Genomic DNA, 23,106 nt, shown 5'->3' with positions numbered 1-23,106 from the left:
TTATCCACACATCTCGTGACCCATATCACTTATTGCAACATTTAAGATTGATCCTACATCACTAAACACTAGTATCTGCTATGTTGCGACTGCGACACGATTTGTCAACATATTATAACAATACGGAAACCACCCTATGACCTGGACCCAATCATACACGCCACTCGGTAGCTTGTGGCTAACCGCAATGGTTGCTTTACTGCCTATTGTGTTTTTCTTCCTAGCCTTAACTGTGTTAAAACTTAAAGGCTATATCGCTGGGGCATTAACCTTATTAATTGCCTTAGCAGTCGCGATACTCGCCTACAAAATGCCTATTAGTATCGCGCTTGCTTCTGCTATATATGGTTTTAGTTATGGGCTATGGCCAATTGCTTGGATTATTATTACCGCAGTATTTTTATATAAAATCACCGTTAAAACAGGTCAATTTGAGGTTATTCGCTCGTCAGTCATCTCAGTCACGGAAGATCAACGATTACAAATGCTATTGGTTGGCTTTTCATTTGGAGCCTTCCTCGAAGGTGCTGCGGGTTTTGGTGCACCTGTTGCTATTACAGCTGCGTTACTTGTCGGGCTTGGATTCAATCCATTGTATGCAGCAGGACTTTGTTTAATCGCAAACACGGCACCCGTCGCCTTTGGAGCTATGGGTATCCCAATTATCGTAGCAGGTCAGGTTTCATCACTAGACCCATTCCATATTGGACAACTCGCTGGCCGTCAGTTGCCAATTTTATCGATTATTGTCCCCTTCTGGCTCATCGCAATGATGGATGGCATCAGGGGAATACGTCAAACTTGGCCCGCAACATTAGTAGCAGGCGTTTCATTTGCGATTACCCAATTTTTAACCTCAAACTTTATCGGCCCCGAATTACCCGATATTACTTCAGCGTTAGTCAGTCTAATTTGTTTAACGTTATTTTTAAAAGTCTGGCAACCAAAAGAAATATTCACTTTCTCAGGAATGAAACAAAGAGTTACTACCCCTAAATCTACTTTTTCTAATAGCCAGATATTTAAAGCATGGTCTCCCTTTATTATTCTCACAGCGATTGTAACCCTGTGGAGTCTTAAAGATGTACAACTGGCATTAAGTTTTGCCACTATCAGTATTGAAGTACCTTACTTACATAATCTCGTTATCAAAAGTGCACCTATTGTCGCTAAGGAAACCCCTTATGCAGCAATATATAAACTTAATTTATTAGGCGCTGTTGGAACAGCCATTTTAATCGCAGCAATGATCTCAATTGTGGTCCTTAAAATGTCAGTAAGTAATGCACTGACATCCTTTAAAGACACTTTAATTGAATTAAAATTCCCGATATTGTCGATTGGATTAGTATTAGCATTTGCCTTTGTCGCAAACTATTCAGGTCTATCTTCAACCTTAGCACTCGTGCTCGCTGGCACTGGCGTAGCATTCCCCTTCTTCTCACCATTCTTAGGTTGGTTAGGTGTGTTTTTAACAGGTTCAGACACCTCATCAAATGCCCTATTTGGCGCGCTGCAAGCCAATACAGCAAACCAAATAGGTGTAACACCTGAGTTATTAGTCGCCGCAAACACTACGGGAGGAGTAACGGGCAAAATGATTTCGCCACAATCTATTGCCGTTGCTTGCGCTGCAACGGGATTGGCGGGTAAAGAATCAGATCTTTTCCGCTTTACGCTAAAGCACAGTCTATTTTTCTGTACTTTCATTGGCGTGATCACAGTACTCCAAGCATACGTAGTCCCTTGGACATTAGTGTTTTTCACTAAATAAAGCGATATCTAAGATATATTAAAAGCCGAGTGATAAACCACTCGGCTTTTTAGATTGGAATGGATATAAAACTCACTCTGCGATGAAATTCGAATGGGTTCAATTAAGCAAAGTAGCAAGGCAGCTTTATTAATCCCAGTGAAGTCATACAATCAAAGTCTAGGTTGTCATTCTTGTCGTAGATAACTACTCGGTACATTGATGACAAATGCAACTTAAGCCAGCAACTTTGCCTTATCCTTACCTAATATGCACTTGAGCACTAGGTAATTAGAGGCATGGTCTGATCTAAATATCGTCTGTTCTAATTCAAAATGATCCAATAAGGTATGCATTTCTTGGAAAAAAACCATTTGATCCGGCAACTGAAATTGCCCGCCAAATACCGCGTCCATTCGCCCTGTGCCTAAGGGTAAAATCACTACTAAAGTAGAGAGATAATCCGGCTGGGCAGCATTCATTAGCGTAGCCGAATTAACTGCATGTTGCTGCGATAACGCGATGCCGCCTAAGCAATCGAGGATCATCACAGATGACTTTATTCCCGCGGCGCTTAAGTAGTGCCGCCGTATTTGACCTTAAAATAAAAAACGCCCGATAGGGCGCATCAGGCATTTTAGGAGTAAATAAGCTTCAGCTGATATCGGACAAGACGCTTAGAAGTGACTTATCCAGTTACACGAAACAAGTTAGCTTTGTGCGCAGCTAAAGTAGAGGCATGCTTATAGACTAAAGGTGCGAGATGTTATTTCTTGCAACGTCCTATATTGGAACCAGTAGATGTGACTTTGTTACACTCCTTGGCGACCTTCTTTTCGGAAGTGTTAACCACGGTCGAGTTAGAGTCTGCATCACTTGTCGATGCACAACCGCTTAAACCGAGAAGCGCAAGGGGGATAAGTGTCATTGTCCATTTTTTTAGCATTGTATACATCCATGAGTTAATTATTGTTTGACAATTTGTTGTTGCAGCGTAAAGAAATAAGCTAACCAATAAAATCTCCTGATACAATGCTATAAACTGCAAAACCAATGTAAATTAATACCTTCTGCTGACGATATAGCTTTATTAAGCGATATAACGGTAAAAACTTAAACGATGACTTGATGATAGGTTTCCACATGGTATGACTCGACTAATTCGGGCATAACTTGATGGAAATAGTGTTGAATTGCATCTTTAGCGCAGTGCTCATCAAAGGCGGCAATATCGACAAACTTCTCTACAAACGTCACACGGCGTGGTTCATCACGGCTCACATTGAGTTCGTAACGAATACAACCCGCTTCGCGGCGCGTATCAGGAATAAGGCTCGCGAGCGCCGCGATCAACGCTTCGGTTTTGCCCTCTTTAGCCAGAAAACTCGCCACGCAGGCAATTTGCTGTTGATTGATTCTATAGTCCGTTGAAGTCGACATCTCGGTCCCTTATTGGCTTAATGTTGAATGTTTATGTGCCAAGCTTTTGTTGATCGCTTATGTTGATAATTGATGTAGATAACTCATATTGATAGCCGCTTATGCTGATTGGTAGCGCATATCTAAATGGGGAATACCATCTTCTAAGTACATCTCAGAGCAGGCGACAAAGCCGAGTTTTTGATAGAAAGCTTTGAGGTAATCTTGGGCGCCAATTTGGATCCCCGCATTGGGCCAAGTCGTCAGTGCCGATTCGATGGCGTGCTGCATTAAAGGCATGGCTAGCCCTTTGCCTCGTCCCGCAGGCGATACCACCACACGGCCGATACTCGCCTCTGGATAACTCAACCCCGGCGGTAAAATACGCGCGTAGGCAAGCAGTTCCCCGTCTGGCGATAAACCGATCAAATGCTGGGTTTCTGGATGCCTATCCTTATCGTCAAGCTCAGGATAAGCGCAGGCCTGCTCTACCACAAACACATCGACTCTTAGCTTCAATATGTCATATAGCCTATTGGCATTTAATTGATTAAATGTAAGATTTTGCCACTGCAAACGATATCCCTCTACAAATCATCGAAAAAGAGCTTTGAGTCTACCACAGCATAAAGACCATAAAAAAGCACCTTAATCCGCGAGGACTAAGGCGCAAAGCTGTTGCACAAACCAATAGATCTGGGGAAATCTATGGCGACAATAGGATAACGAAAAACGTTATTACTCGACCATGGCATCGTGGGCCACAGGCCCTGTCGGTTTACGGATCAGCAGCACAGCGAATACGGCGATGAGTAGCAGAGCGCCCATGATGTAAAACACATCGTTATAGGCCTGAATATAAGCTTGCTGACTCATGGTTTTGCCCAGCAAGGCTTTCGCCTGCGCGGCGGCGGTATAGGGATCAGAACCTCCCGCCTGCAACATACTTGCGCTTTGGGTTAAATAATCCTGTGCTTGCGTGCTCACTGCGGGTAAAGATTCCTTAATATGAGCCAAATGCCCGCGCGACAAAGTGTCAGTCAGGGTCGCCACCAGCGCGATACCAAAAGCACCACCTAAGTTACGCATCACGTTTAATACCGTCGATGCCGAGGCATTTTCATGGGGTTTTAAATGCATAGTCGCAAGCATACCAATAGGCACCAGAATAAAAGGCTGACCTAAGGCCCGCACGACTTGCGAAGCGATCATCTGCGGTCCGGCATAATCTGCGGTCATCTGGCTATTCATGTAATAGCTAATGGCGAACATTAAAAAGCCAAAAGCAGCGAGATAACGACTATCGAAGCGCTCCATCAATTTCGGCACTAAGGGCAAGACCAATAGCTGCGGAAATCCCATCCACATAATCACGCCACCAATCTCTAACGGTGTGTAATCATGGACTTGTGATAGATAAAGTGGGATCAAATAAATAGCGCCGAATAATGCCATGCCCAGTAAAAAGTACGCCACAGTAGAGAGCACAAAATCACGCTTACCGAGCAGGCGCAAATTCACTAACGGCTCTTTACGCCTTAGCTGGATCCAAACAAACAACACCAGATTCACGACGGCAATAATGGCCAGATTACGAATGAGTTCTGAACCAAACCAGTCCTTGCGGTTACCTTCTTCGAGCACCACTTCAAGGCAACCCATCCCTAGCGCCATAGTGACTATGCCCGCCAGATCGACATTCTTCAGCTTATCCCAAACGACCGACTGCTTCTCTAAACCGTAGGCCAACATGGCCATCACCAACAAACCCGGTGGCACATTGATATAAAACAGATAATGCCAGCTAAATTGCTCGGTCAGCCAACCGCCTAAGGTCGGGCCGATTGAAGGCGCAAAAGTCGCCGTCACGCCAAATAACGCCATGCCGACGGCACGTTTGTTATCGGGTAAAAACTCAAGAATAAGCCTAAAGGCCAGCGGAATTAGTGCGCCACCAAAGAAACCCTGTAGCGCCCGAAAGGCGATCATGGCCTCTAAGTTCCACGCGATTGAGCAAAGCACAGAAGCAAAGATAAAAGCAGCCGTGGTCCATAACAGATAACGCCTGACCGACAATCCCGTACTGAGCCAGCCAGAGAGCGGGATCGCGATCATCTCAGCCACCAGATACGCGGTTGAAATCCAGCTGCCTTCTTCGAGCGTTGCCCCAAGACTGCCTTGAATCTCCTTCATCGATGCATTGGTGATTTGAATATCGAGGATCGCCATAAAGGCGCCGATCAACCCACCAAATACCGCGATCCATGAGCGGCGACTGCCACGCTCATAATCGGTAGGCTTTTTAGGTACACTGATGCCCTGCGCCTCCATATCGGCAGACGCAGTGATAGAGCCAGTTGCGCTCATACTAACGACCTGTATTTGCAGCGATTGCCGATATTGATGGCTCAGATGCCGTATCCACTTTTACGACTGCACTTAAGCCCGGTAGCATGTGTGTTTCTGCCTCAGACAAATCTAAGCGAATACGCACTGGAATACGCTGCACGATTTTAGTGAAGTTACCTGTGGCGTTTTCCGCAGGCAGTAGACTGAATTTGGCTCCGGACGCCGGTGACAGACTATCGATAACACCTATAAAGGTTTTGTCGGGAAACGCATCGAGACTGACCTGCACCGACTGTCCTGGTTGCATATGTTGGATCTGGGTCTCTTTAAAGTTCGCCGTGATCCACACTGCCCCATCCGGAACCAAACTGTAGAGTGCTTGGCCGGGTTGCACGTACTGCCCCACCATAGCGCCACGTTTACCAATCACCCCAGAAAAAGGTGCGGTCACACGGGTATCATTTAATTGAATTTTCGCCAGTTCTAAAGTCGCATCGGCCTGCTCTACTACTGAGCCCGCCTGATCTAATTGGGCATTAAAAACCGCTAACTCACGTTGCTTTGCCACTAACACGGCTTTGGCTTCATCGAGACGGGCGGCGGCAGAATCAAATCCTGCCTGTAGTTGGTCGACATCATCTTGGGAGCTGTAATTACTGACTTTAAGCTTTTTTGAACGGCTCAATTGTTGTTGTGCCCGTATTTTATCGGCCTTTGCCGCCACCACGCCTGCGCTGGCTTGAGTGATTAACGCCCGTTGCAACTCCACCTTTGCAGCTAAGGTTTGCAAGTCCGCCTTCGCACTCGCCTGTGAGGCTTCGGCTTGACTCACTTTGGCACTAAACTGGTTATCTTCTAGCTGAGCTAATAACTCACCCTTTTGCACATGCTGGTTATCGGTTACATCGCTTAACACAACGTAGCCGGGTACTTTCACGCTGATATGGGAAATATCGGCCTCAACATAAGCGTTATCAGTGGTTTCGATAAAACGTACCTGTGTCCACCAGTAATAACCGCCTCCCGCAACTGCAGCGAGTAACAGTGGAACGGCGATAATGAGTTTACTTTTGGACATGAATGACTCCTTGATTAGTGATATCTAGTGTACTACTGTCTCACTAAGTTTATTAGTCAGTAAAAAATTAACCCACTGTTTCACAGGTGTAACAATGATGGATCTCAATCGCGTGCAAATTTTCGCTCAAGTGGTCGAGCAAGGCAGCTTTACGGGTGCCGCCAAAGCCCTTGGGCTCACTAAGGCAACCGTCAGTCGCAAGATAGCCGAGCTCGAAGCCGATACCGGCACACAACTGCTGTTTCGCACCACCAGAGCCCTAAAACTCACCGAAGCAGGATCGAGTTATTACAACAGGATCAATAAGATCCTCACCGATCTGCAGAGCGCTGAAAATCAGCTCAGCGCCCAACAGCAATTGATTAAAGGCAATCTAAAAATTGTCTGCCCAATTGAATTAGGCCAATTGTTTTTAGGGCCTATTTTCGCGCAGTTTTTAACGCTTTATCCCGAAATCACCATAGAGGCTGAACTCACCAACCGTAAGGTCGATGTAATAGAAGAAGGCATCGATCTGTTATTTCAAATTGCCGATTCGGGTGACACTCGCCTGCAAAGCTATGCCTTAGTCAACGCCCATAAATCGCTCATGGCAAGCCCAGCTTATTTAGCTGCCCATGGAACGCCCAAGGTGCCACAGGACTTAGCCAAACATAAAGCGATTCGCTTGCAGTCGGCGCATATCGAAGGTGCGTGGAAATTATTCGATGGTAAAACTTGGATTGTCGCCGAGCCCAAGACTCAACTGACGGTAAACAATGTCACCCTCGCTCGCGAGGCCGCCATTGCGGGGCTTGGGATCACAGCGGTGCCGTCCATCATAGCCCAAGTCGCATTAGAAAAGGGCGATTTAATCCCGCTACTAGATGACTATCCAATGGTGCAAACTAAGGTAGTGCTTAGCTATCCACAGCGGGCGTATCTACCGCGAAAATACCGCGTCTTTATCGAATTCATCTATAGCTCCCTATTTAAACGTTGGGGATCGCAAGTCTTAGAAGTCCCTGATTTTATCGGCCATGCCGATCTAGATGAATAAATCGAATACCCCAAACAGTAACAATTGTTACTTTGTAAAGTGTAAATCATTGCCTTGAGGATAAATCCTCTATGTCAGAATTGCCTTAATCCATAAGCCCCTATAAGCTTGGCAAGGTAACAGGCTGCAAAAGACCTTAGGTTTTCCTGATACAGTTTGCACAATAAAATTTAACATTTAATCTCAATTTTGGAGGAAACCTAATGAGCTTAATTAAAGAGTTCAAGGCTTTTGCGTCCCGTGGCAATGTGATCGACATGGCCGTTGGTATTATCATAGGTGCCGCATTCGGCAAAATCGTCTCGTCCTTCGTGGCCGATGTCATCATGCCACCAATTGGCATCATCCTAGGCGGCGTGAATTTTAGTGATTTGAGCATAGTGCTACAGGCAGCTCAAGGCGATGCGCCTTCTGTGGTCATTGCCTATGGCAAATTCATTCAGACTATTATCGACTTTACGATTATCGCCTTCGCCATTTTTATGGGTTTAAAAGCCATTAACACCCTAAAACGCAAGGAAGAAGATGCGCCTAAAGCGCCACCAGCACCGACCAAAGAAGAAGAGTTGCTGTCTGAAATCCGCGATCTATTGAAAGCTCAACAAGAAAAATAATCTCAAACTTGAGTGTCACGCATAAAAAACCCATCTCTAGAGATGGGTTTTGTTTTTTACATCAGCGAGATAAGTGATTACTCAGCTTCAACATGCACAGTTTCACTGTAATCTTGCACTACTTCTGCCACCCGAATGCGATAAGAGTTAAACAAACAGGGCACTATACCCGTTTGCTCAGCAATGCTGTGGGCCATCTGATTACGCCATTGGGTGATGGAAGCTTGGTCCTCCCAGAACGACAGGCTCAGTACTTTGCCATCGTCGGTTAGGCTCTGAAAACGTTCGATCGAAATCAATCCCTTGCGGCCTTCTAAATATTGGCGCATTTCAGCCGCCACGTGCAGATACTCTTCCTTCCCTTCCTTTGTCGGGATGACTTCAAAAATTACCGCAATCATAATGTTCTCCAGAAATGAATGTCCTTAATGTCGACTCTAAGACTAGCCCATCTATCACTCTTTAGCTCACTGATTTTTAGAGTTTTAGTCAATGTGATAACCCTGTCTACAACGAAGGCAATAACCCGAAACATAACAAGTTATTGCCCACGATGACGGCTTACCTGTGGCTAATCTGTAGCGAATCAAGCTCATCAATGCGCTTATCGCCGCGATATAGCCAGCGATACAAGGTCGGCAAGACGAGTAAGGTCAGCGCCGTCGAGCTAAACAAGCCACCGATAATCACCACTGCCAAGGGCTTTTGGATCTCACTGCCAACACCCGATGATAATAAAATCGGGATCAAGCCTAAGGCCGAGGTGAGTGCCGTCATCAATACCGGCCGTAAACGCCCCACTGTGCCCTCATAAACACAATCATAGAGTGCTTCGCCGCTTTGCCTGCGCTGATTAATCGAATCCACCAGCACCACACCGTTGAGCACCGCTACCCCAAATAGAGTGATAAAGCCAATAGAGCTAGGCACTGACAAATAAGTACCACTGACATACAGGGCCACTATGCCGCCAATTAAAGCTAAGGGCACGTTCGCCATGATGAGCAACACTTGCTTGAATGAACCAAAGGAGAAGTACAACAACAAGGCAATCAAAGCGATAGAAATCGGCACCACTAGCATCAACTTTTGCTGCGCTCGCTGCTGATTCTCATATTGGCCGCCAATGATCACTGTATATCCCGCAGGCAAATCCGCCTTTGGCACTAGAGCATAAATATCTTTTACAACCGAGCCCATATCGCGTCCCGCCACGTTGGCCTGCACCACAACACGGCGCTGCACATCGTCACGGCGAATATTCGGCGGCGCCATTTCCACTTCGACGCTGGCGACTTCCCCTAAGCGCACTGTGGCGCCATTTGTACCACTGAGTAATAAGTCTTTAATCGCATCAGGGCTTTGGCGAAATTCGGCCGCGAGTCGCACATTGATGTCGTATCTGGCATTGCCATCGATCACTTGCCCTGCACTCGCGCCGCCAATACCTTGGCTGACGAGGCTCATCACTTGATCGACACTGATGCCGTAACGCGCCAATAGCTCGCGTTTGGGGCGCACGACCAATTGCGCCTCGCCGCTCACTTGCTCAAGCGACACATCCACGGCACCGGGGATTTTCGCAACGAGATCGGTAAGTGCTTGGCCTTTCTGTGACAATACCGCTAAATCAGGGCCGAAGATTTTAATCGCTAGCTGGGCTTTTACCCCCGAAAGTAATTCATCTACCCGAGTCGCAATCGGCTGCGAAAAGGTCAACAAGAGTCCAGGGAACACACTGAGCTTTTCCTCCATCAAGCGTTGCAGTTCCAAGCGCGAGCTTGCCGACTGCCACTCTGCTATCGGTTTCAAGCCAATATAGACTTCTATATTACTCACAGGCTCGGGATCGCCGCCCAGTTCAGGCGCACCAATGCGGCTCAAGGCATATTCCACCTCGGGAAATGCTAGCAAAATAGCCTCAAGCTTAGGTGCGACTTGGAGCGAAGTGCCTAAACTCGCCGTTGGTGCCAGCGTCACCCTTAAGTTAATCGTGCCTTCCTCCAGTTCAGGCACAAATTCGGTACCCAGCCTTGGTAGCAATAATAGACTCAAGCCGAACATCACCAAGGCGCTGAGCATCACCACCTTTGGCCTAGCAAGCGTTGCCGTCAGTAACTTGCGATAAGCGGCATCCAGCGGCGCTAAAATCACACTTTGTTTAAGCACCACACCGCGCTTGAACAGATACACGGCAAGGGCTGGCACGGCAATCAGCGCCACCAGCAGCGCCGATATCATAGCCAAAATGATACTGACCGCCATCGGCTGGAACAGTTTGCCTTCAACGCCTTCGAGGGCAAATAACGGTGCAAATACGACGATAATAATGGCGGTGGCGAAGAAGATTGGACTACACACCTCTTTTGCCGCGAGCATGATCCGAATAACCATATTCGATTCGCTGACATCCCCACTGGCTTTAGCACCATCCTCCTCACTGTGATAGGGATCGTCCTCACCATCGGCACGCGCCCTCGCCTCAGGTAAATGGCGGCGATCCGGTTGGGTTAAGTGTTTGAAAATATTCTCTACCATCACCACAGAGCCATCGACTAACATACCAATCGCCACTGCTAAGCCGCCGAGCGACATCAGGTTTGCCGACAGACCATAATAGGACATCACCATAAGCGCGAGCCCGATAGACACAGGAATCGACAGCAACACCAACAAGGTCGCGCGGATATTGACGAGGAACAACGCCAAGATCACCACGATAAACACAAAGGCCATTAGCAGCGCATCGCGCACTGTGGTCACAGCCTTATCGACCAGATCCGCTTGGTCGTAAAACACCTCAAAGGACACGCCATCGGGCAATGCCTGCTCAATAAGGCTCACCCGCGCACCAATATCGTCAATCGTCGCCTTAGTGTTTGCCCCCATGCGTTTGAGCACGACACCAGCCACCACTTCACCTAGATTTTGCACTTGGCCAGATTCATCGCGGCGCGTCATAGTCACAGCCCCGACACGGATCTCGCTGCCGAAATCCACCTGAGCGATATCGCCAATACGCACTGGCGTGCCGCTGGCTTCGGTCAGAGGGATCTGCGCGATCGCCGTTAATCCAGCGTCTCCTGCGGGCAACATGCCATAGCCGCGCACCACAAGTTGCTCTTGGCCTTGGTCCATAAACCAACCGCCAGCGTTACGGTTATTGCTCTCTAATGCCTCGGTAACTTGCGCCATCGACAAGCCATAGGCACGCAGTTTATTCGGGTCGACCTGCACTTGGTATTGGCGCACATCGCCACCAAAAGACAAGACTTCTGTCACGCCGCCCACGGGCATCAATATCAACTTCACCAGATAATCATTTAAGCTACGCAGCTCGGCGGCATTAATGCCAGAGTTAGGTTCTGCACGCAGAATATACTGATAAATCTGCCCTAATCCCGAGGTATTGGGGCCGATTTCCGGCACTCCGACGCCGCTTGGGATCATCTCCCGCGCCGCCTGTAACTGTTCAAACACTTGCTGACGGGCGAAGTAAATATCTGTCCCCTCAGCAAATACCACAGTCACAATCGACAAGCCAGTACGCGATAACGAGCGCACCTCAGTCACGGCTGGCAAGGCGTACATGGCCGATTCCACCGGATAACTGATAAGTTTTTCCACCTCTTCAGCGGCTAAGCCTTCGGCCGCAGTATTGATGGTCACTTGCACGTTCGTCACATCAGGAAAGGCATCGAGATTCAACTTTGGCAGCATGGCCACACAGCCCACAATCACGGCGAGCAGAGCCAATACCACTAACAGCCGATTTTTAATCGCGGCTTCGATTAACTTTTGCAACATAGAAAATCTCCAAAATGAGGGCGCTCATATTAGTGGGCGTGAATATCAAAGCCCGCTTTCGCCTGCTCGGATGCCAAGAAGAACGCGCCAGCCACCACAACCTTGAGCTGTGCCTGTTGGGCTTTTTCAAGCTCAGGTCCACGCACTAGACTCAGACCACGTTGACGCTGCACCACTTCTACCTCAATGGACTCGAAGCCATCCTCATCTTGAATAAAAATCTGCCAATCGCCATCGCCGCCACGGGTCAACGCCGCATCGGGCAGCACTATGCCACTGCCGTTTGGATCGGTAGTAGAGCCAGCAAAATAGAGTTCAGCAAATTGCCCCGCATGCAACACATGATCAGGATTGTGCATACTCACCAGCACTTGCTCGGTGCGCGTTACGCTGTCGAGTTCATGGGAGCGACCGATAATCTTACCTGCCAACGTCTTATCCCCTACTTGCACTAAAGCTGAACTGCCAACCTGGATATGCGTAGTTTGAGTTGGGGTTAACTGCGCCTCAACCCATAAATAGGATTCATCGGTCAGTTGCATTAAGGGCGTGCCCGCGCTAAAAACTTGACCTAGCATGGCGATATCCTGCTGCACTCGGCCGCCAATTGGCGCTAAGAGTTGATAACTGCCTATGGCTTCGGGCGTCGATTCCAGTGCACGAATTTGCGCGGGCGTCATCTTAATTGCCTCTAAAATCGCCCGTTTAAGTTCGGCATCCACCTGCGCCTGCATCCGCCGACTGACGCTAACCGCACCTTCACTCATGCGTTTGACTCGGCTCCATTCGGCAGCGGCATTAATGTAGTCCGCCTGTGCCTGCGCAACGGCTGCGCCACCCAAGGTAAGTAAAGGCTCACCTTTTTTCACTTCTTGTCCCGGCACTACATGGCGCGCCAACACACGCACATCGAGCTGCGGCGCAAGGGTCGCGGTTCGATCGCGATCCACCACTAAGGTCGCCGTCGCCCTAATATCGAGATTCAAATTGGCGAGGTTCAAGCTATCGCTCGACAGAGGTAACAAGCTAATCCCCGCCAAGGCTTGCTGCGCTTCGGTCAATTTCAACGCCTGTTCGCCGTGTTCATCCGTCGGCGCCGTTTGCGTTACCGAATCGCCGCTTTCCTTAACGACGGGTGCGTGATCACCGCCAGCCAATACAGGCTGAGCGAGAAATGCCAGCGTGCTCAGCACGAATAATGCGAGCGCAATTTTTGATAGGTTAAACCGACGCTTTTCAGGCGTCGTTACAGCATCCAGTTGAAGGATATTTTCGTAGTGAGTATTTGAATTCATTATTGTGACCTCATGGGTTTACTGTGCGTGCGGCGGCATTAGATGTTATCGAAGGTGCTGCATTTAGCTTTTCTATAATGAGCTTTTCGATAAAAGGCATAAGCTGGCCGCTTTCGCCCATCCAAGTTAACCAACTTTGATAGATAGCCGTTTCTAGGTTTAAGCCCACCAAATAACTGGCGGCTAACTGACGACGGCTCTGTAAGTACTCGCTAGTACTCACATCCCCCGCCTGCCATTGTTGGCTTAAGGATTTAGCGGCTTTAGCACCTGACACTTGCACTAACTCACGCCAGTCTTGGTAACGTTCAAGTAAACGCGGTAACGCATAGAGGAATTGTTTCTGCTTAGCGGTAAGCACTCGCTCACGGGCAAGATAGCCTTGCTCCGCGATAGCGATGCCCTTATCGGCCACTGCTTGTAACTCACTGTAGTTATTGCGAACTTGTAGAGGAATCGACACGCCGACACCGAGCTTATTGTCCGTGCCCTCCTTTTCAGCGCCTAGGCTAATAGTCGGGTCAGCTGAAGCTTCCGCTTTGACTTGCATGACATTAACTCTGGCGAGCAGCACTTGCTGATAAGCACTCGCCAGTGCTGGCAAGGCTGATTTAGAGGTGCCCAACTCGGCCGCTGGCGCTTGCTTAGCCTGAGTCACAAAGAAATGGATCTCCTTGATAAACTCACTAAAAGCGAAATTATTATCCCCAAGTAATTCAATTACTTTGCCATCGGCCACTAAGGCCACCTGCTCGGCTAAGGCGTAGTCGGCAGTATTAGAGGCGACTTCGAGTTGTATCAATTGCAGCTCGACGTTGGACAAATCCCCCGCCGCCAATCGCTGCTCAGCAATATTGAGCTGCGCCTTGGTAAACCTTAATTGCTGCTCGGCAAAGGTCAGCGCCTTACGGCTTTGCGCCTGTTCTGCCAACGCCAGTAAGCGTTCGGCCAACATTTGGCTACGCTCTAACCCTATGTCCGCTAAAAGGATTTGCGCTTCAAGCTCGGCACGCTGTGTCGCCACGCCGCGCTTGTCACCCCAATCGAGGGTTTGACTCAGCCCTAAGCTATAAGCATCTGTATCAGCATTTTGATAATTAAGCCCAAGTTCTGGGTTATACACAGCGCGATCTGCCGCCTGAATGGCCAGTTTGGCCTGTTGCTGCCTTACAAGCTGTGCCTGAACTTCAGGTAACTGATTGAACTGTGTGAGTAACTCAGGCAACCATAGGCCAAAGTTGACATGTGCCGTGTCGGTTTCTTTGGCGGGTAAGCCCAGTGATTGCGCCTTAAATGCCTCAACTTCAGCGGCTTTGATTTCAGGGGCATTAGCTTCAGAGGCTTTGGTTTCAAGGACCTTGACTTCAAGGACATTGACTTCAAGAGAGTCATTTTCTGCCGCGAGGGCAAAGGCTACCAATCCGGCGGCCAATACTAATCCGCAGCTAAACAAGCCCGATCTAAACAGACAAACTAACGTACGGGCGAGAATCGTTTTTTTCATCGCAAATCCTAACAATATCGAATGTGGATCGGCTGACTTTTGCGCCCAAAGCGAAACGGCTAGATGTGAGCTTCATTTAAATAGCTCAATGCAAAGCAATCATATCGTTCTGGGCATGGCAAATAAGCGCCGATCGAATCATCCCGCCAAGCAATACAGTGCGCGGCTAAAAAGCCAATGACGGCTCCAACAGTTAACGCTGCGAGCATCAGTTCAAGCGTATCTTTTGGGGGATGAACATAACGGGCTTATCACGCGGCAAAATAGAATGAGATCCAATCAGATGAATCAATCGTCCTAGGCCGAGAAATAAGCCGAATATTAGAGAATTAAGCGATAGGAGGGCGGTATTTAGGTAAATTTTCAGGCGGAAAATAGGATACATCGGTAGGCAGATAGACGCTTTCTAACGCCTGTACAGGCTGACTCACTGCCTGAGATAACAACGCCACATGACCGCCATGGCATTGGCAGTCGAGGCATAGGTCAAAATCTTGTATTTCAGTGGTTTTCACTAAGTGGGAATGAAATCCGCTGCTTTGGTTTTCTCCCGTGTGATTACTGGTGACACCCGTGGAGTCCGCAAAGCCTAAGGCTTGCTCGCTTGGACAAACGCAATCGACACATTGGGCCAAAGTGGTCACTTGAGCGCTAAATTGCAGATGGGGATGATTCTCAGCTTCTTCCGCACCATTGCCCGCATGTAACTGATGCGCACCCATATTCGCGCCAGCAAATTGCAGCACGATAATGGCTATCAGTAGGGTCACCATTCGAGTAAAAAATGGCTTAGCGGTAGAATTCAAATATCACCTATAGCAAATAAAGGATAACGGAACATCTGACCCGTATGATAAACATAAGTTCACAGCTCGCAAGCAAAGTCTTTCAAGCTGTGATCTCTAAAGGCTAACGCTGACTTAAACACTCAGTGCTTATTTAAATGCACAGCACTTATTTAAATACACAGTGCTTAGCATAATCAGCGGCTTCGTTAGCAGTCCAATCGCCAGACGGCTTATTTTTCATCTGTTTACACCAAGCATCACTGCCCACTTCTGGCGCGCAGGCACTCAGTCCAGCGGTAAATGCCAACACTAACGCAATCGCACTGACCTTAGAAACTGTCAGTGAAGAAAAAGAGCGCGATTTCAATAATGACATACTTAATTCCTTGTAAATATGGCCTAAATTAGACCATTAAATATTCGAACGCTTAGTGATCCAAGCAATCGCTTTGGCTTTCTGTTCGAGTGGAAACCAAGCCACTTCGCCCTGCATAAAAGGCCCGAGTAAGCGCACCGCATTTCCCACCCAATCAGGGCCGCCCACAAACACTAAGGCTTCAAAATTCGGTAACTGGACTTCACCACTACCGGTCAGCGACTCAAATTCCCAGCCTTCGAGTAACACATCCGCCTCAATATACAGGCAAACTTGGCCCCAATCCTTACGATAACTCTTAATCGCTGGCTGTAAACGGGTCCGATAATCGGTGGAGGATAGTCGGCCACTGGCAAAAAGACTGATAACACCCTTAGCAATATCGGGGATTTGGCATAACATAGAGGCACTCCGAATCGAGAACACTTTTGCAGGCAATGGCTTTAGCCAATGCAGCGGCAAAGAATGCGCCCGATGATAACAAATCTATTGGAAAGCCATAAGTCATTATTGATGGCTTCTCAATCCATGCTGAAAAATGCCTAAGTTTGCCATGATAAAAATCTCAAACCGTGTGGAACTTCAGGAAAATGAAATCGAGTGGCAATTTATCCGTTCGAGTGGTGCAGGCGGCCAGCACTTAAATAAAGTGTCCACCGCTGCGCAGCTGATTTTCGATATTAAAAGCTCATCATTACCCGAGTTTTACCAAGAACGCTTGCTCAACAAGGCGGATCACCGCATCACTAAAAGCGGCAAAATCATTATCAAATGCCAAGCGAGTCGCAGCCAAGATGCCAACCGCCAAACGGCGTTGGAGCAATTTATCGCCTTGGTTGCCAGTGTCGGTGAAGTGCAGAAAAAACGCATCCCCACCCGCGCCACTAAAGGCAGCCAAACGCGGCGATTAGAAACCAAGAAACAAAAAGGTGCCACTAAGGCCATGCGCCAACAGAAGAGTGACTATTAACTTAGGTGACAGTTAACTTAGATGACAATTAACTCAACTGACAGCCAACTTAGGCAATTGCTAACCCAGTACCAGAGAAATAACCGCAATTGAACCCAGCCAACAATGGCACAGGATTTCAAAGGTATAATCGGCTCGCACATGATCAGCTCGCACACAATCGACTAACGGATAATGCAAAATCGATTTGAACAGGTTAAGTTAGTGGCCTATGTAGAAAACTGAAATAAATTTTTCCAACTTTAATCCCAGCATTAATCCCAAGGCATGTCGTAAAGGAAAGCGCAATGAGTCACAAAATTTTGCTCGTCAATGGCCCCAATCTCAACCTCTTAGGCCGCCGCGAGCCCAGCGTTTACGGTCATCAAACCTTAGCCGACATAGTGGCGGAGTTAAACCAGCAGGCAAAATTGGCGGGAGTTGAGCTCGAACATATTCAGTCCAACGCCGAATTTGAGCTAATCAATGCGATTCATGCGACTGATGCCCAGATGATTATTATCAATCCCGCCGCCTTTACCCATACCAGCGTCGCCCTGCGTGATGCCCTGCTTGGCGTGGCAATTCCGTTCTTTGAAGTGCATTTATCCAATGTGCACGCCCGTGAAGCCTTTCGCCACCATTCCTATTTTTCCGATAAGGCGATAGGCGTGATTTGCGGTTTTGGTTCACAGGGTTATGAGTTTGCACTGGCGGCGGCCATTAAGCGGCTCAACCAGCCACAGTAATCCCATTCAATAGCGTGCTTTGCAAGGGCAGATAAATGGCAATGGATCTTCGTAAAATTAAAAAACTCATTGAGTTAGTACAAGAATCTGACATAGCAGAACTGGCGATCACTGAAGGTGAAGAATCAATTCGCATCACCCGCTACAGCCCTATGCCAGCCAATGTGCAATCACAGCAAGCGATCCCCAGAGCACCTGTGGCGCCTTTGAATGAACAGGCAAAGCAAACAGGCATTTCGCCAAGTACAGAAGGTTTTGTGCAAGTCTCACCTATGGTCGGCACTTTTTACGCGGCGGCAGAACTCGATGATGTGCCGCTGGTTAAAGTCGGTCAACGTGTGAGCCAAGGTGAAGTTGTCTGCATTATCGAAGCGATGAGAATGATGAATCCCATCCAAGCCGAGCGCGATGGCGTGGTCAGCGCTATTTGGGCCAAAGACGGCGATGAAGTGGCATTCGATCAGCCGCTATTTACCTTAATCTAACCGCTCGCCTTCCCATGAATTGAAGCGCACTTAAATTTAAAATGCGGTTTTCAAGCCAAGACAGCATTAACCGAGGTCACTATGATATTAATTACCGGCGCCAGCAGTGGTTTAGGCGCGGCGCTCGCATCGCTCTACGCCAAAGAGAATGAAGCACTGACACTCACAGGCCGCCATGCCGAGCGCCTGCAAACCGTCGCCAATGCATTAACGCCCTTCTCCAACAAAACGATCGCTGCTATCACCGCCGATCTCGCCAGTGAATCGAGTCTCGAAGCCCTGTTCGATGGCCTAACACAAGCCCCTAAAACCGTGATCCACTGCGCGGGCAGCGGCTACTTTGGAGCGATTGAAACCCAAGGGGCGAGCGATATCCAAAGCCTGCTCAATAACAATGTCACCTCGACGATTTTGTTAGTGCGGGAATTAGTGAAACGCTATAAGGATCAAGCAGTCACTGTGGTTGTGGTCATGTCCACCGCAGCACTGGCCGCCAAGGCGGGAGAATCCACTTACTGCGCGGCAAAATGGGCGGTGCGGGGATTTATCGAGTCGGTGCGATTAGAGCTTAAACAAAGCCCAATGAAGTTGATTGCCGTGTATCCCGGTGGCATGGACACAGGCTTTTGGCCCAGTAGCGGTAAGGCTTTAGATACCTCAAGCTTTATGTCCGCCGATGAAGCGGCGGGCATGCTCAAGCAAGCCTTAGTTGTCACAGAGCATGGTTATATCGCCGATATCACCATACAAAGGGGCTAAATGTGCGGATTCGAGACGCAAAATATGACCACTGCGTCTCTTTCTTAGCACTCGCTAGTCGGCGCAGTTCGCTGTATTTAGGGTAACGACGCGACGGCTTTCTCTGTGGGTCAACCACCACATCAGCAGTCCTCCCAATGACAACAAAGACGCCGCATAACCTGTTGCGGCAATGCCTTGTCCAGACAGGATCACTAAACTGCCCACCCAAGGGCCAATTGCATTGGCAAGATTAAAGGCGCATTGCACTAAAGCGCCTGTCATGGCTTGCCCATCGGGCGCCACATCCATCAATCTGGCTTGCACAATAGTGGCGAGCCCTAACCCACAACCGACAAAAAATACCACGGGCATCAGCGCCCAGTAATGTCCGGTCAAACTCGGGTAAATCGCCAACACCACAGTGCTTAACACTAACGACCAAAACGCCGCCGCTAAGGCCGACTTATCCGCCGCCCAACCGCAAACTAAGGTGCCCAATGTTGCGCCAATACCAAATACTGCCATCATGATTGGGATCTTAAACGGCTCGACTTGTGTCACTTGGATTAAGGTTTCAGCCAGATAGGTATACACGCAGAAGATACCGCCAAAGCCAATGGCCGCGATACCGAGCGTCAGCCAGACTTCACGATTTTTAAGGGTTTGTAGCTCTTTTTTGGGACTCGCATCAGCGGGCACGGCTTGATTAGGTGCTAAAAAATACACCATTATCGCGGTAATGGTCGCCAGAATTGCCACTATGCCAATGCCCGAGCGCCAGCCCACAGTTTGCCCCATCCAAGTCGCAAACGGCACACCGATAATCGTCGCCAGCGTAAGGCCAATAATCACCCGCGATACGGCGCGGGCCTTCATTTCTGGCGGCACTAAAGAGGCGGCGAGCAACATAGCCACACCAAAATAGGCACCGTGGGGCAAGCCGCTGAGAAAACGGAAAAAGATTAGCCAATTCAATGATGGCGCTAACGCACTTAAGCCATTGGCCACCGCCATTAAGGCAGCTAGAGCAATCAAGAGTGTTCGCCGTCTGACCCTAACGGCCAGCACCATGATAATCGGCGAACCGACCACAACCCCCAGCGCATAGGCACTAATGGCATAACTCACATGGGCAACCTCTACCCCTAAATCGCTCGCGATATAAGGCACTAAGGTCATGGAAGCAAATTCTGTGGTGCCTAAAGCGAATGTTCCGAGTGCTAAGGCAAGTAACACCCATAATGTACTGGCGCCCTTATGCTGATTTTGGGCAGCCTGATTTCTAACAGTATTCAAACCTCTTCTCCGGTATGCTATAAAACGACAACTAGCTAATACCAATCGAATCAAATATCTGTTCATTCAGCGGGAGTTCAACGCGCTTTAGACAAGGCGAAGGCTTGAAGGCATAGTGGTGCTCTGTCGAAAGCCTTAAACGCAGTATAAAGCGCGTTGCCATGTAGTGAACATCAGCCGCCCTTCGGGAGCCACACAGGCATCCCACTCCCGTGTTGCATTGACTTAAAAGGGAATACCATTTCTGCGTCAATGCGCCTTGGATTGAGATGCCTGTGAGGCTCTGAACTGATTAGATATTTAATGTGATTGGTATAACTCACTAATAAAAAGATAATAAAAGATGATAAATAAATTGGAGCCCACTAAGGGGCTCCAATTTCTCAGTCATTTACGTAATGTAAATCTATCTGACTAACTGTTCTTGATAGGTTTGACTGTTCCAGTCGTAGGCGTAAAGCGTGCCTTGCCACTCGTAAAGTGTACGACCATCCTGCTGCACAACCCTAGCATTGCTCGGCAAGCTAGACACACTGTGCGGTGCGCGTGGACGCGGAGTTGCAACTGTTTTACCAGTGACGTTACTAGTTTGCGACACCAGTTGCCCAGTCGTTTGTCCGGCCATATTTGCAGGCATGCTCGACACCATACGGCCTTCACTCGCAGAATATTGCATACTGGTTGTGACCCGCACAGGCGCAGAAATCGCCACAGGTTCATCGTCGTAGCGCATAGGAATCGACAATCCTATGCCCGAATAGGGCGAGTTCCAGTAATTTCGAGCGTAAGCGTCACGCGAAGTATTCCAGCCCCAATCATTGTTCCATTGGCTGTTCACACCGTAACCGACATTCCAGCCAGAACCCCAACCCGTAGCGAGCCCTAAACCCAGTCCTAAACCCCAAGGGTAATAAGGTCGATAATAGGGACGATAATGGCGATTATCTTTGCGCACATGGCGGTTGTCGTAATAATTGTCATGACGATTGTTGTAATGACTGTCGCCACGACTGTGGCTATCACGATGACCGTGGCGTTCGTCTTGATCCGAATAGCCTCTATTTCCGGCCACCGCCACAGTCGGCACACTGAGCGCCCCCAAAAGTGAGATCCCCACGGCAAGTGATAAAACCAAGCACTTTAGCGACCGCTTATGCGCGCCATGTGATTGACTTTGAAAACACTTTTCTTGAGCAAACCATACAGGAATATTCATATAAACCTCGAAATAAAGGGCGTAAGCGAGATCTATCGCGACTTACTGGTAACCATTTTACGCTTCCTAAGCTTGAAGATCACTGAATTGGTTAACCCTAAAACAGAAAAATGCTATAGTGCGCGCCACATGGATTTTCACTGCAGAGGCTATTTCCACATGAGTTTTAAGGATTTACGCAGCTTTATTGATCACTTAGAAGCCAATGGCGAACTTAAACGCATTAGCTACCCAGTTGATCCTCATTTAGAAATGACAGAGATCGCCGATCGCGTATTACGCGCTCAAGGCCCTGCGCTATTATTTGAAAATCCCAAAAATCATCACATGCCCGTGTTGGTAAACCTGTTCGGTACGCCAAAACGTGTGGCCATGGCACTCGGCAAAGACGACCCATTAGCCCTGCGCGAAGTGGGTGAACTGTTAGCCTTTTTAAAAGAACCCGAGCCACCTCGGGGTTTTAAAGACGCGATCGCTAAGATCCCTATGTTCAAGCAAGCCTTGAATATGCCGCCAAAAACAGTGCGTAATCCGCCTTGCCAACAAATCATCAAAACCGGCGATGAGGTCGATTTAACTAAATTGCCTATTCAGCATTGCTGGCCGGGCGATGTCGCACCACTAGTGACCTGGGGCTTAACCATCACCAAAGGCCCGCGTAAGAGTCGTCAGAATTTAGGCATTTATCGCCAACAATTACTGGGTAAAAACAAGCTGATCATGCGCTGGTTGTCCCACCGTGGCGGCGCGTTAGATTTTGCTGATTTTAAACAACAATTCCCCGGTGAGCGTTATCCGGTTGTGGTCGCACTCGGCGCCGATCCTGTGACCATTCTAGGTGCCGTCACCCCAGTCCCCGATTCCATGAGCGAATACGCTTTTGCCGGTTTACTGCGCGGTGAACGTACCGAAGTCTGTAAGGCATTAAGCTGTGACTTAGAAGTGCCCGCCACCAGTGAAATCATCCTCGAAGGCTATATCGATCCTGAGGAACTGGCGGAAGAAGGGCCCTACGGCGATCACACGGGTTACTACAACGAAACCGATAAGTTTCCAGTATTTACCGTTACTCACATCACTCAGCGTAAAGATGCCATCTACCACAGCACTTACACTGGCCGTCCACCGGATGAGCCTGCCATGCTGGGGGTTGCATTAAACGAAGTGTTTGTGCCGATTTTGCGTAAGCAATATCCTGAGATCGTTGATTTTTATCTGCCACCTGAGGGCTGTTCGTACCGCATGGCAGTGATCTCTATTCGCAAACAATATCCGGGACATGCAAAACGGGTGATGATGGGCGCTTGGTCTTTCCTGCGCCAATTTATGTACACTAAGTTTATTGTCATAGTGGATGAAGATGTGAACTGCCGTGACTGGCAGGATGTGATCTGGGCGATCACCACCCGCATGGATCCTAAACGCGATACTGTGATGATCGAAAACACCCCGATCGACTACCTCGATTTTGCTTCACCCGTTGCGGGCTTAGGCTCAAAAATGGGACTCGATGCCACCAATAAGTGGGAAGGTGAAACCAACCGCGAATGGGGCACGCCAATCGTGATGGATCCAAAAGTAAAACAAAAGATCGACTCAATCTGGGATGAGTTAGGCATAGACGACAGCCCAACCCTATAATTCAGCT

The 23,106-nt window shown here is 48.5% G+C and carries 21 protein-coding genes and 1 pseudogene; 8 read left to right on the top strand and 14 right to left on the bottom strand.

The window, feature by feature from the left end:
- The first annotated feature begins 136 nt into the window (after positions 1–136).
- A complete protein-coding gene (locus KO531_RS09650) occupies positions 137–1,774 on the top strand; it encodes a lactate permease LctP family transporter (protein ID WP_219251023.1) in 1,638 nt (545 codons plus the stop codon).
- Positions 1,775–1,941: 167 nt separating this feature from the next.
- Here KO531_RS09650 and KO531_RS09645 read toward each other — a convergent pair.
- The 5 genes and pseudogenes from KO531_RS09645 to KO531_RS09625 form a co-directional block, all read right to left on the bottom strand.
- Positions 1,942–2,319: pseudogene (locus KO531_RS09645) on the bottom strand (radical SAM protein); the annotation flags it as partial.
- Between the two features lie 547 nt (positions 2,320–2,866).
- Positions 2,867–3,193 (bottom strand): putative quinol monooxygenase, encoded by a 327-nt coding sequence (locus tag KO531_RS09640; RefSeq protein ID WP_113939190.1) that lies wholly within the window; start codon positions 3,191–3,193, stop codon positions 2,867–2,869.
- A 99-nt stretch (positions 3,194–3,292) separates the two neighbouring features.
- Entirely contained in the window at positions 3,293–3,748 is a 456-nt protein-coding gene (locus KO531_RS09635; RefSeq protein WP_219251022.1) for a GNAT family N-acetyltransferase, read from the bottom strand.
- A 162-nt stretch (positions 3,749–3,910) separates the two neighbouring features.
- Positions 3,911–5,539, bottom strand: coding sequence for a DHA2 family efflux MFS transporter permease subunit (locus KO531_RS09630; RefSeq protein WP_212599618.1), 1,629 nt, complete (start codon positions 5,537–5,539; stop codon positions 3,911–3,913).
- A 1-nt stretch (position 5,540) separates the two neighbouring features.
- Positions 5,541–6,599: an HlyD family secretion protein gene (locus KO531_RS09625; protein WP_219251021.1), complete on the bottom strand. Its 1,059-nt coding sequence runs from the start codon at positions 6,597–6,599 to the stop codon at positions 5,541–5,543.
- Between the two features lie 94 nt (positions 6,600–6,693).
- Here KO531_RS09625 and KO531_RS09620 point away from each other — a divergent pair, with 94 nt between their 5' ends.
- The gene (locus KO531_RS09620; protein ID WP_173496249.1) at positions 6,694–7,638 is read left to right on the top strand and encodes a LysR family transcriptional regulator; all 945 of its coding nucleotides are present in this window, start codon (positions 6,694–6,696) and stop codon (positions 7,636–7,638) included.
- Positions 7,639–7,841: 203 nt separating this feature from the next.
- Complete coding sequence (mscL, locus tag KO531_RS09615) at positions 7,842–8,252, top strand: large-conductance mechanosensitive channel protein MscL (protein WP_105250328.1); 411 nt, start codon at positions 7,842–7,844, stop codon at positions 8,250–8,252.
- A gap of 77 nt (positions 8,253–8,329) precedes the next feature.
- Here the strand turns inward: mscL and KO531_RS09610 are convergent, their stop codons facing one another.
- The 7 genes from KO531_RS09610 to KO531_RS09580 form a co-directional block, all read right to left on the bottom strand.
- On the bottom strand, positions 8,330–8,653 hold the full coding sequence (locus KO531_RS09610) for an antibiotic biosynthesis monooxygenase (RefSeq protein ID WP_025008611.1): 324 nt from the start codon (positions 8,651–8,653) through the stop codon (positions 8,330–8,332).
- 160 nt (positions 8,654–8,813) lie between these two features.
- Entirely contained in the window at positions 8,814–12,059 is a 3,246-nt protein-coding gene (locus KO531_RS09605; RefSeq protein WP_219251019.1) for an efflux RND transporter permease subunit, read from the bottom strand.
- A 29-nt stretch (positions 12,060–12,088) separates the two neighbouring features.
- Complete coding sequence (locus KO531_RS09600; RefSeq protein WP_219251017.1) at positions 12,089–13,354, bottom strand: efflux RND transporter periplasmic adaptor subunit; 1,266 nt, start codon at positions 13,352–13,354, stop codon at positions 12,089–12,091.
- 10 nt (positions 13,355–13,364) lie between these two features.
- The gene (locus KO531_RS09595; protein ID WP_219251015.1) at positions 13,365–14,858 is read right to left on the bottom strand and encodes a TolC family protein; all 1,494 of its coding nucleotides are present in this window, start codon (positions 14,856–14,858) and stop codon (positions 13,365–13,367) included.
- A 329-nt stretch (positions 14,859–15,187) separates the two neighbouring features.
- Entirely contained in the window at positions 15,188–15,631 is a 444-nt protein-coding gene (locus KO531_RS09590) for a hypothetical protein (protein WP_131524257.1), read from the bottom strand.
- A gap of 181 nt (positions 15,632–15,812) precedes the next feature.
- Entirely contained in the window at positions 15,813–16,022 is a 210-nt protein-coding gene (locus KO531_RS09585; RefSeq protein ID WP_113939200.1) for a DUF3012 domain-containing protein, read from the bottom strand.
- Between the two features lie 36 nt (positions 16,023–16,058).
- Positions 16,059–16,424, bottom strand: a complete 366-nt coding sequence (locus tag KO531_RS09580) for an STAS/SEC14 domain-containing protein (RefSeq protein WP_105250333.1) — start codon at positions 16,422–16,424, stop codon at positions 16,059–16,061.
- Between the two features lie 136 nt (positions 16,425–16,560).
- Between KO531_RS09580 and arfB the strand changes: the two genes are divergently transcribed.
- The 4 genes from arfB (at position 16,561) to KO531_RS09560 (ending at position 18,964) form a co-directional block, all read left to right on the top strand.
- Positions 16,561–16,992, top strand: coding sequence for an alternative ribosome rescue aminoacyl-tRNA hydrolase ArfB (gene arfB / locus KO531_RS09575; RefSeq protein WP_011787977.1), 432 nt, complete (start codon positions 16,561–16,563; stop codon positions 16,990–16,992).
- A 287-nt stretch (positions 16,993–17,279) separates the two neighbouring features.
- Positions 17,280–17,720 (top strand): type II 3-dehydroquinate dehydratase, encoded by a 441-nt coding sequence (gene aroQ, locus KO531_RS09570; protein ID WP_028759381.1) that lies wholly within the window; start codon positions 17,280–17,282, stop codon positions 17,718–17,720.
- A 35-nt stretch (positions 17,721–17,755) separates the two neighbouring features.
- Positions 17,756–18,205: an acetyl-CoA carboxylase biotin carboxyl carrier protein gene (accB, locus tag KO531_RS09565; RefSeq protein WP_219251014.1), complete on the top strand. Its 450-nt coding sequence runs from the start codon at positions 17,756–17,758 to the stop codon at positions 18,203–18,205.
- 81 nt (positions 18,206–18,286) lie between these two features.
- Complete coding sequence (locus tag KO531_RS09560) at positions 18,287–18,964, top strand: SDR family NAD(P)-dependent oxidoreductase (protein ID WP_219251013.1); 678 nt, start codon at positions 18,287–18,289, stop codon at positions 18,962–18,964.
- A 54-nt stretch (positions 18,965–19,018) separates the two neighbouring features.
- On the opposite strand, the gene KO531_RS09555 is transcribed toward KO531_RS09560, so the two are convergent.
- Both KO531_RS09555 and KO531_RS09550 read right to left on the bottom strand, forming a co-directional pair.
- Positions 19,019–20,242 (bottom strand): MFS transporter, encoded by a 1,224-nt coding sequence (locus tag KO531_RS09555; RefSeq protein ID WP_219251012.1) that lies wholly within the window; start codon positions 20,240–20,242, stop codon positions 19,019–19,021.
- 406 nt (positions 20,243–20,648) lie between these two features.
- Positions 20,649–21,458, bottom strand: a complete 810-nt coding sequence (locus tag KO531_RS09550) for a hypothetical protein (RefSeq protein ID WP_219251011.1) — start codon at positions 21,456–21,458, stop codon at positions 20,649–20,651.
- Between the two features lie 159 nt (positions 21,459–21,617).
- Here KO531_RS09550 and ubiD point away from each other — a divergent pair, with 159 nt between their 5' ends.
- Complete coding sequence (gene ubiD, locus KO531_RS09545; RefSeq protein WP_113939206.1) at positions 21,618–23,099, top strand: 4-hydroxy-3-polyprenylbenzoate decarboxylase; 1,482 nt, start codon at positions 21,618–21,620, stop codon at positions 23,097–23,099.
- The last annotated feature ends 7 nt before the right edge of the window (positions 23,100–23,106 follow it).

Origin of the sequence: Shewanella sp. NKUCC06_TVS, assembly GCF_019345515.1 — a bacterium.
In the GTDB taxonomy this organism is placed as follows: Bacteria; Pseudomonadota; Gammaproteobacteria; order Enterobacterales; family Shewanellaceae; genus Shewanella; species Shewanella oncorhynchi.
This window is presented reverse-complemented; position numbering and strand designations above follow the sequence as displayed.

Excerpts from the sequence above, each read along its gene's own strand:
- KO531_RS09650 (WP_219251023.1), top strand. The coding sequence starts at position 137 with ATGACCTGGACCCAATCATACACGCCACTCGGTAGCTTGTGGCTAACC.
- KO531_RS09640 (WP_113939190.1), bottom strand. The coding sequence starts at position 3,193 with ATGTCGACTTCAACGGACTATAGAATCAATCAACAGCAAATTGCCTGC.
- KO531_RS09630 (WP_212599618.1), bottom strand. The coding sequence starts at position 5,539 with ATGAGCGCAACTGGCTCTATCACTGCGTCTGCCGATATGGAGGCGCAG.
- KO531_RS09625 (WP_219251021.1), bottom strand. The coding sequence starts at position 6,599 with ATGTCCAAAAGTAAACTCATTATCGCCGTTCCACTGTTACTCGCTGCA.
- KO531_RS09620 (WP_173496249.1), top strand. The coding sequence starts at position 6,694 with ATGATGGATCTCAATCGCGTGCAAATTTTCGCTCAAGTGGTCGAGCAA.
- mscL (WP_105250328.1), top strand. The coding sequence starts at position 7,842 with ATGAGCTTAATTAAAGAGTTCAAGGCTTTTGCGTCCCGTGGCAATGTG.
- KO531_RS09610 (WP_025008611.1), bottom strand. The coding sequence starts at position 8,653 with ATGATTGCGGTAATTTTTGAAGTCATCCCGACAAAGGAAGGGAAGGAA.
- KO531_RS09605 (WP_219251019.1), bottom strand. The coding sequence starts at position 12,059 with ATGTTGCAAAAGTTAATCGAAGCCGCGATTAAAAATCGGCTGTTAGTG.
- KO531_RS09600 (WP_219251017.1), bottom strand. The coding sequence starts at position 13,354 with ATGAATTCAAATACTCACTACGAAAATATCCTTCAACTGGATGCTGTA.
- KO531_RS09595 (WP_219251015.1), bottom strand. The coding sequence starts at position 14,858 with ATGAAAAAAACGATTCTCGCCCGTACGTTAGTTTGTCTGTTTAGATCG.
- KO531_RS09590 (WP_131524257.1), bottom strand. The coding sequence starts at position 15,631 with ATGGTGACCCTACTGATAGCCATTATCGTGCTGCAATTTGCTGGCGCG.
- KO531_RS09585 (WP_113939200.1), bottom strand. The coding sequence starts at position 16,022 with ATGTCATTATTGAAATCGCGCTCTTTTTCTTCACTGACAGTTTCTAAG.
- KO531_RS09580 (WP_105250333.1), bottom strand. The coding sequence starts at position 16,424 with ATGTTATGCCAAATCCCCGATATTGCTAAGGGTGTTATCAGTCTTTTT.
- arfB (WP_011787977.1), top strand. The coding sequence starts at position 16,561 with ATGCCTAAGTTTGCCATGATAAAAATCTCAAACCGTGTGGAACTTCAG.
- aroQ (WP_028759381.1), top strand. The coding sequence starts at position 17,280 with ATGAGTCACAAAATTTTGCTCGTCAATGGCCCCAATCTCAACCTCTTA.
- accB (WP_219251014.1), top strand. The coding sequence starts at position 17,756 with ATGGCAATGGATCTTCGTAAAATTAAAAAACTCATTGAGTTAGTACAA.
- KO531_RS09560 (WP_219251013.1), top strand. The coding sequence starts at position 18,287 with ATGATATTAATTACCGGCGCCAGCAGTGGTTTAGGCGCGGCGCTCGCA.
- KO531_RS09550 (WP_219251011.1), bottom strand. The coding sequence starts at position 21,458 with ATGAATATTCCTGTATGGTTTGCTCAAGAAAAGTGTTTTCAAAGTCAA.
- ubiD (WP_113939206.1), top strand. The coding sequence starts at position 21,618 with ATGAGTTTTAAGGATTTACGCAGCTTTATTGATCACTTAGAAGCCAAT.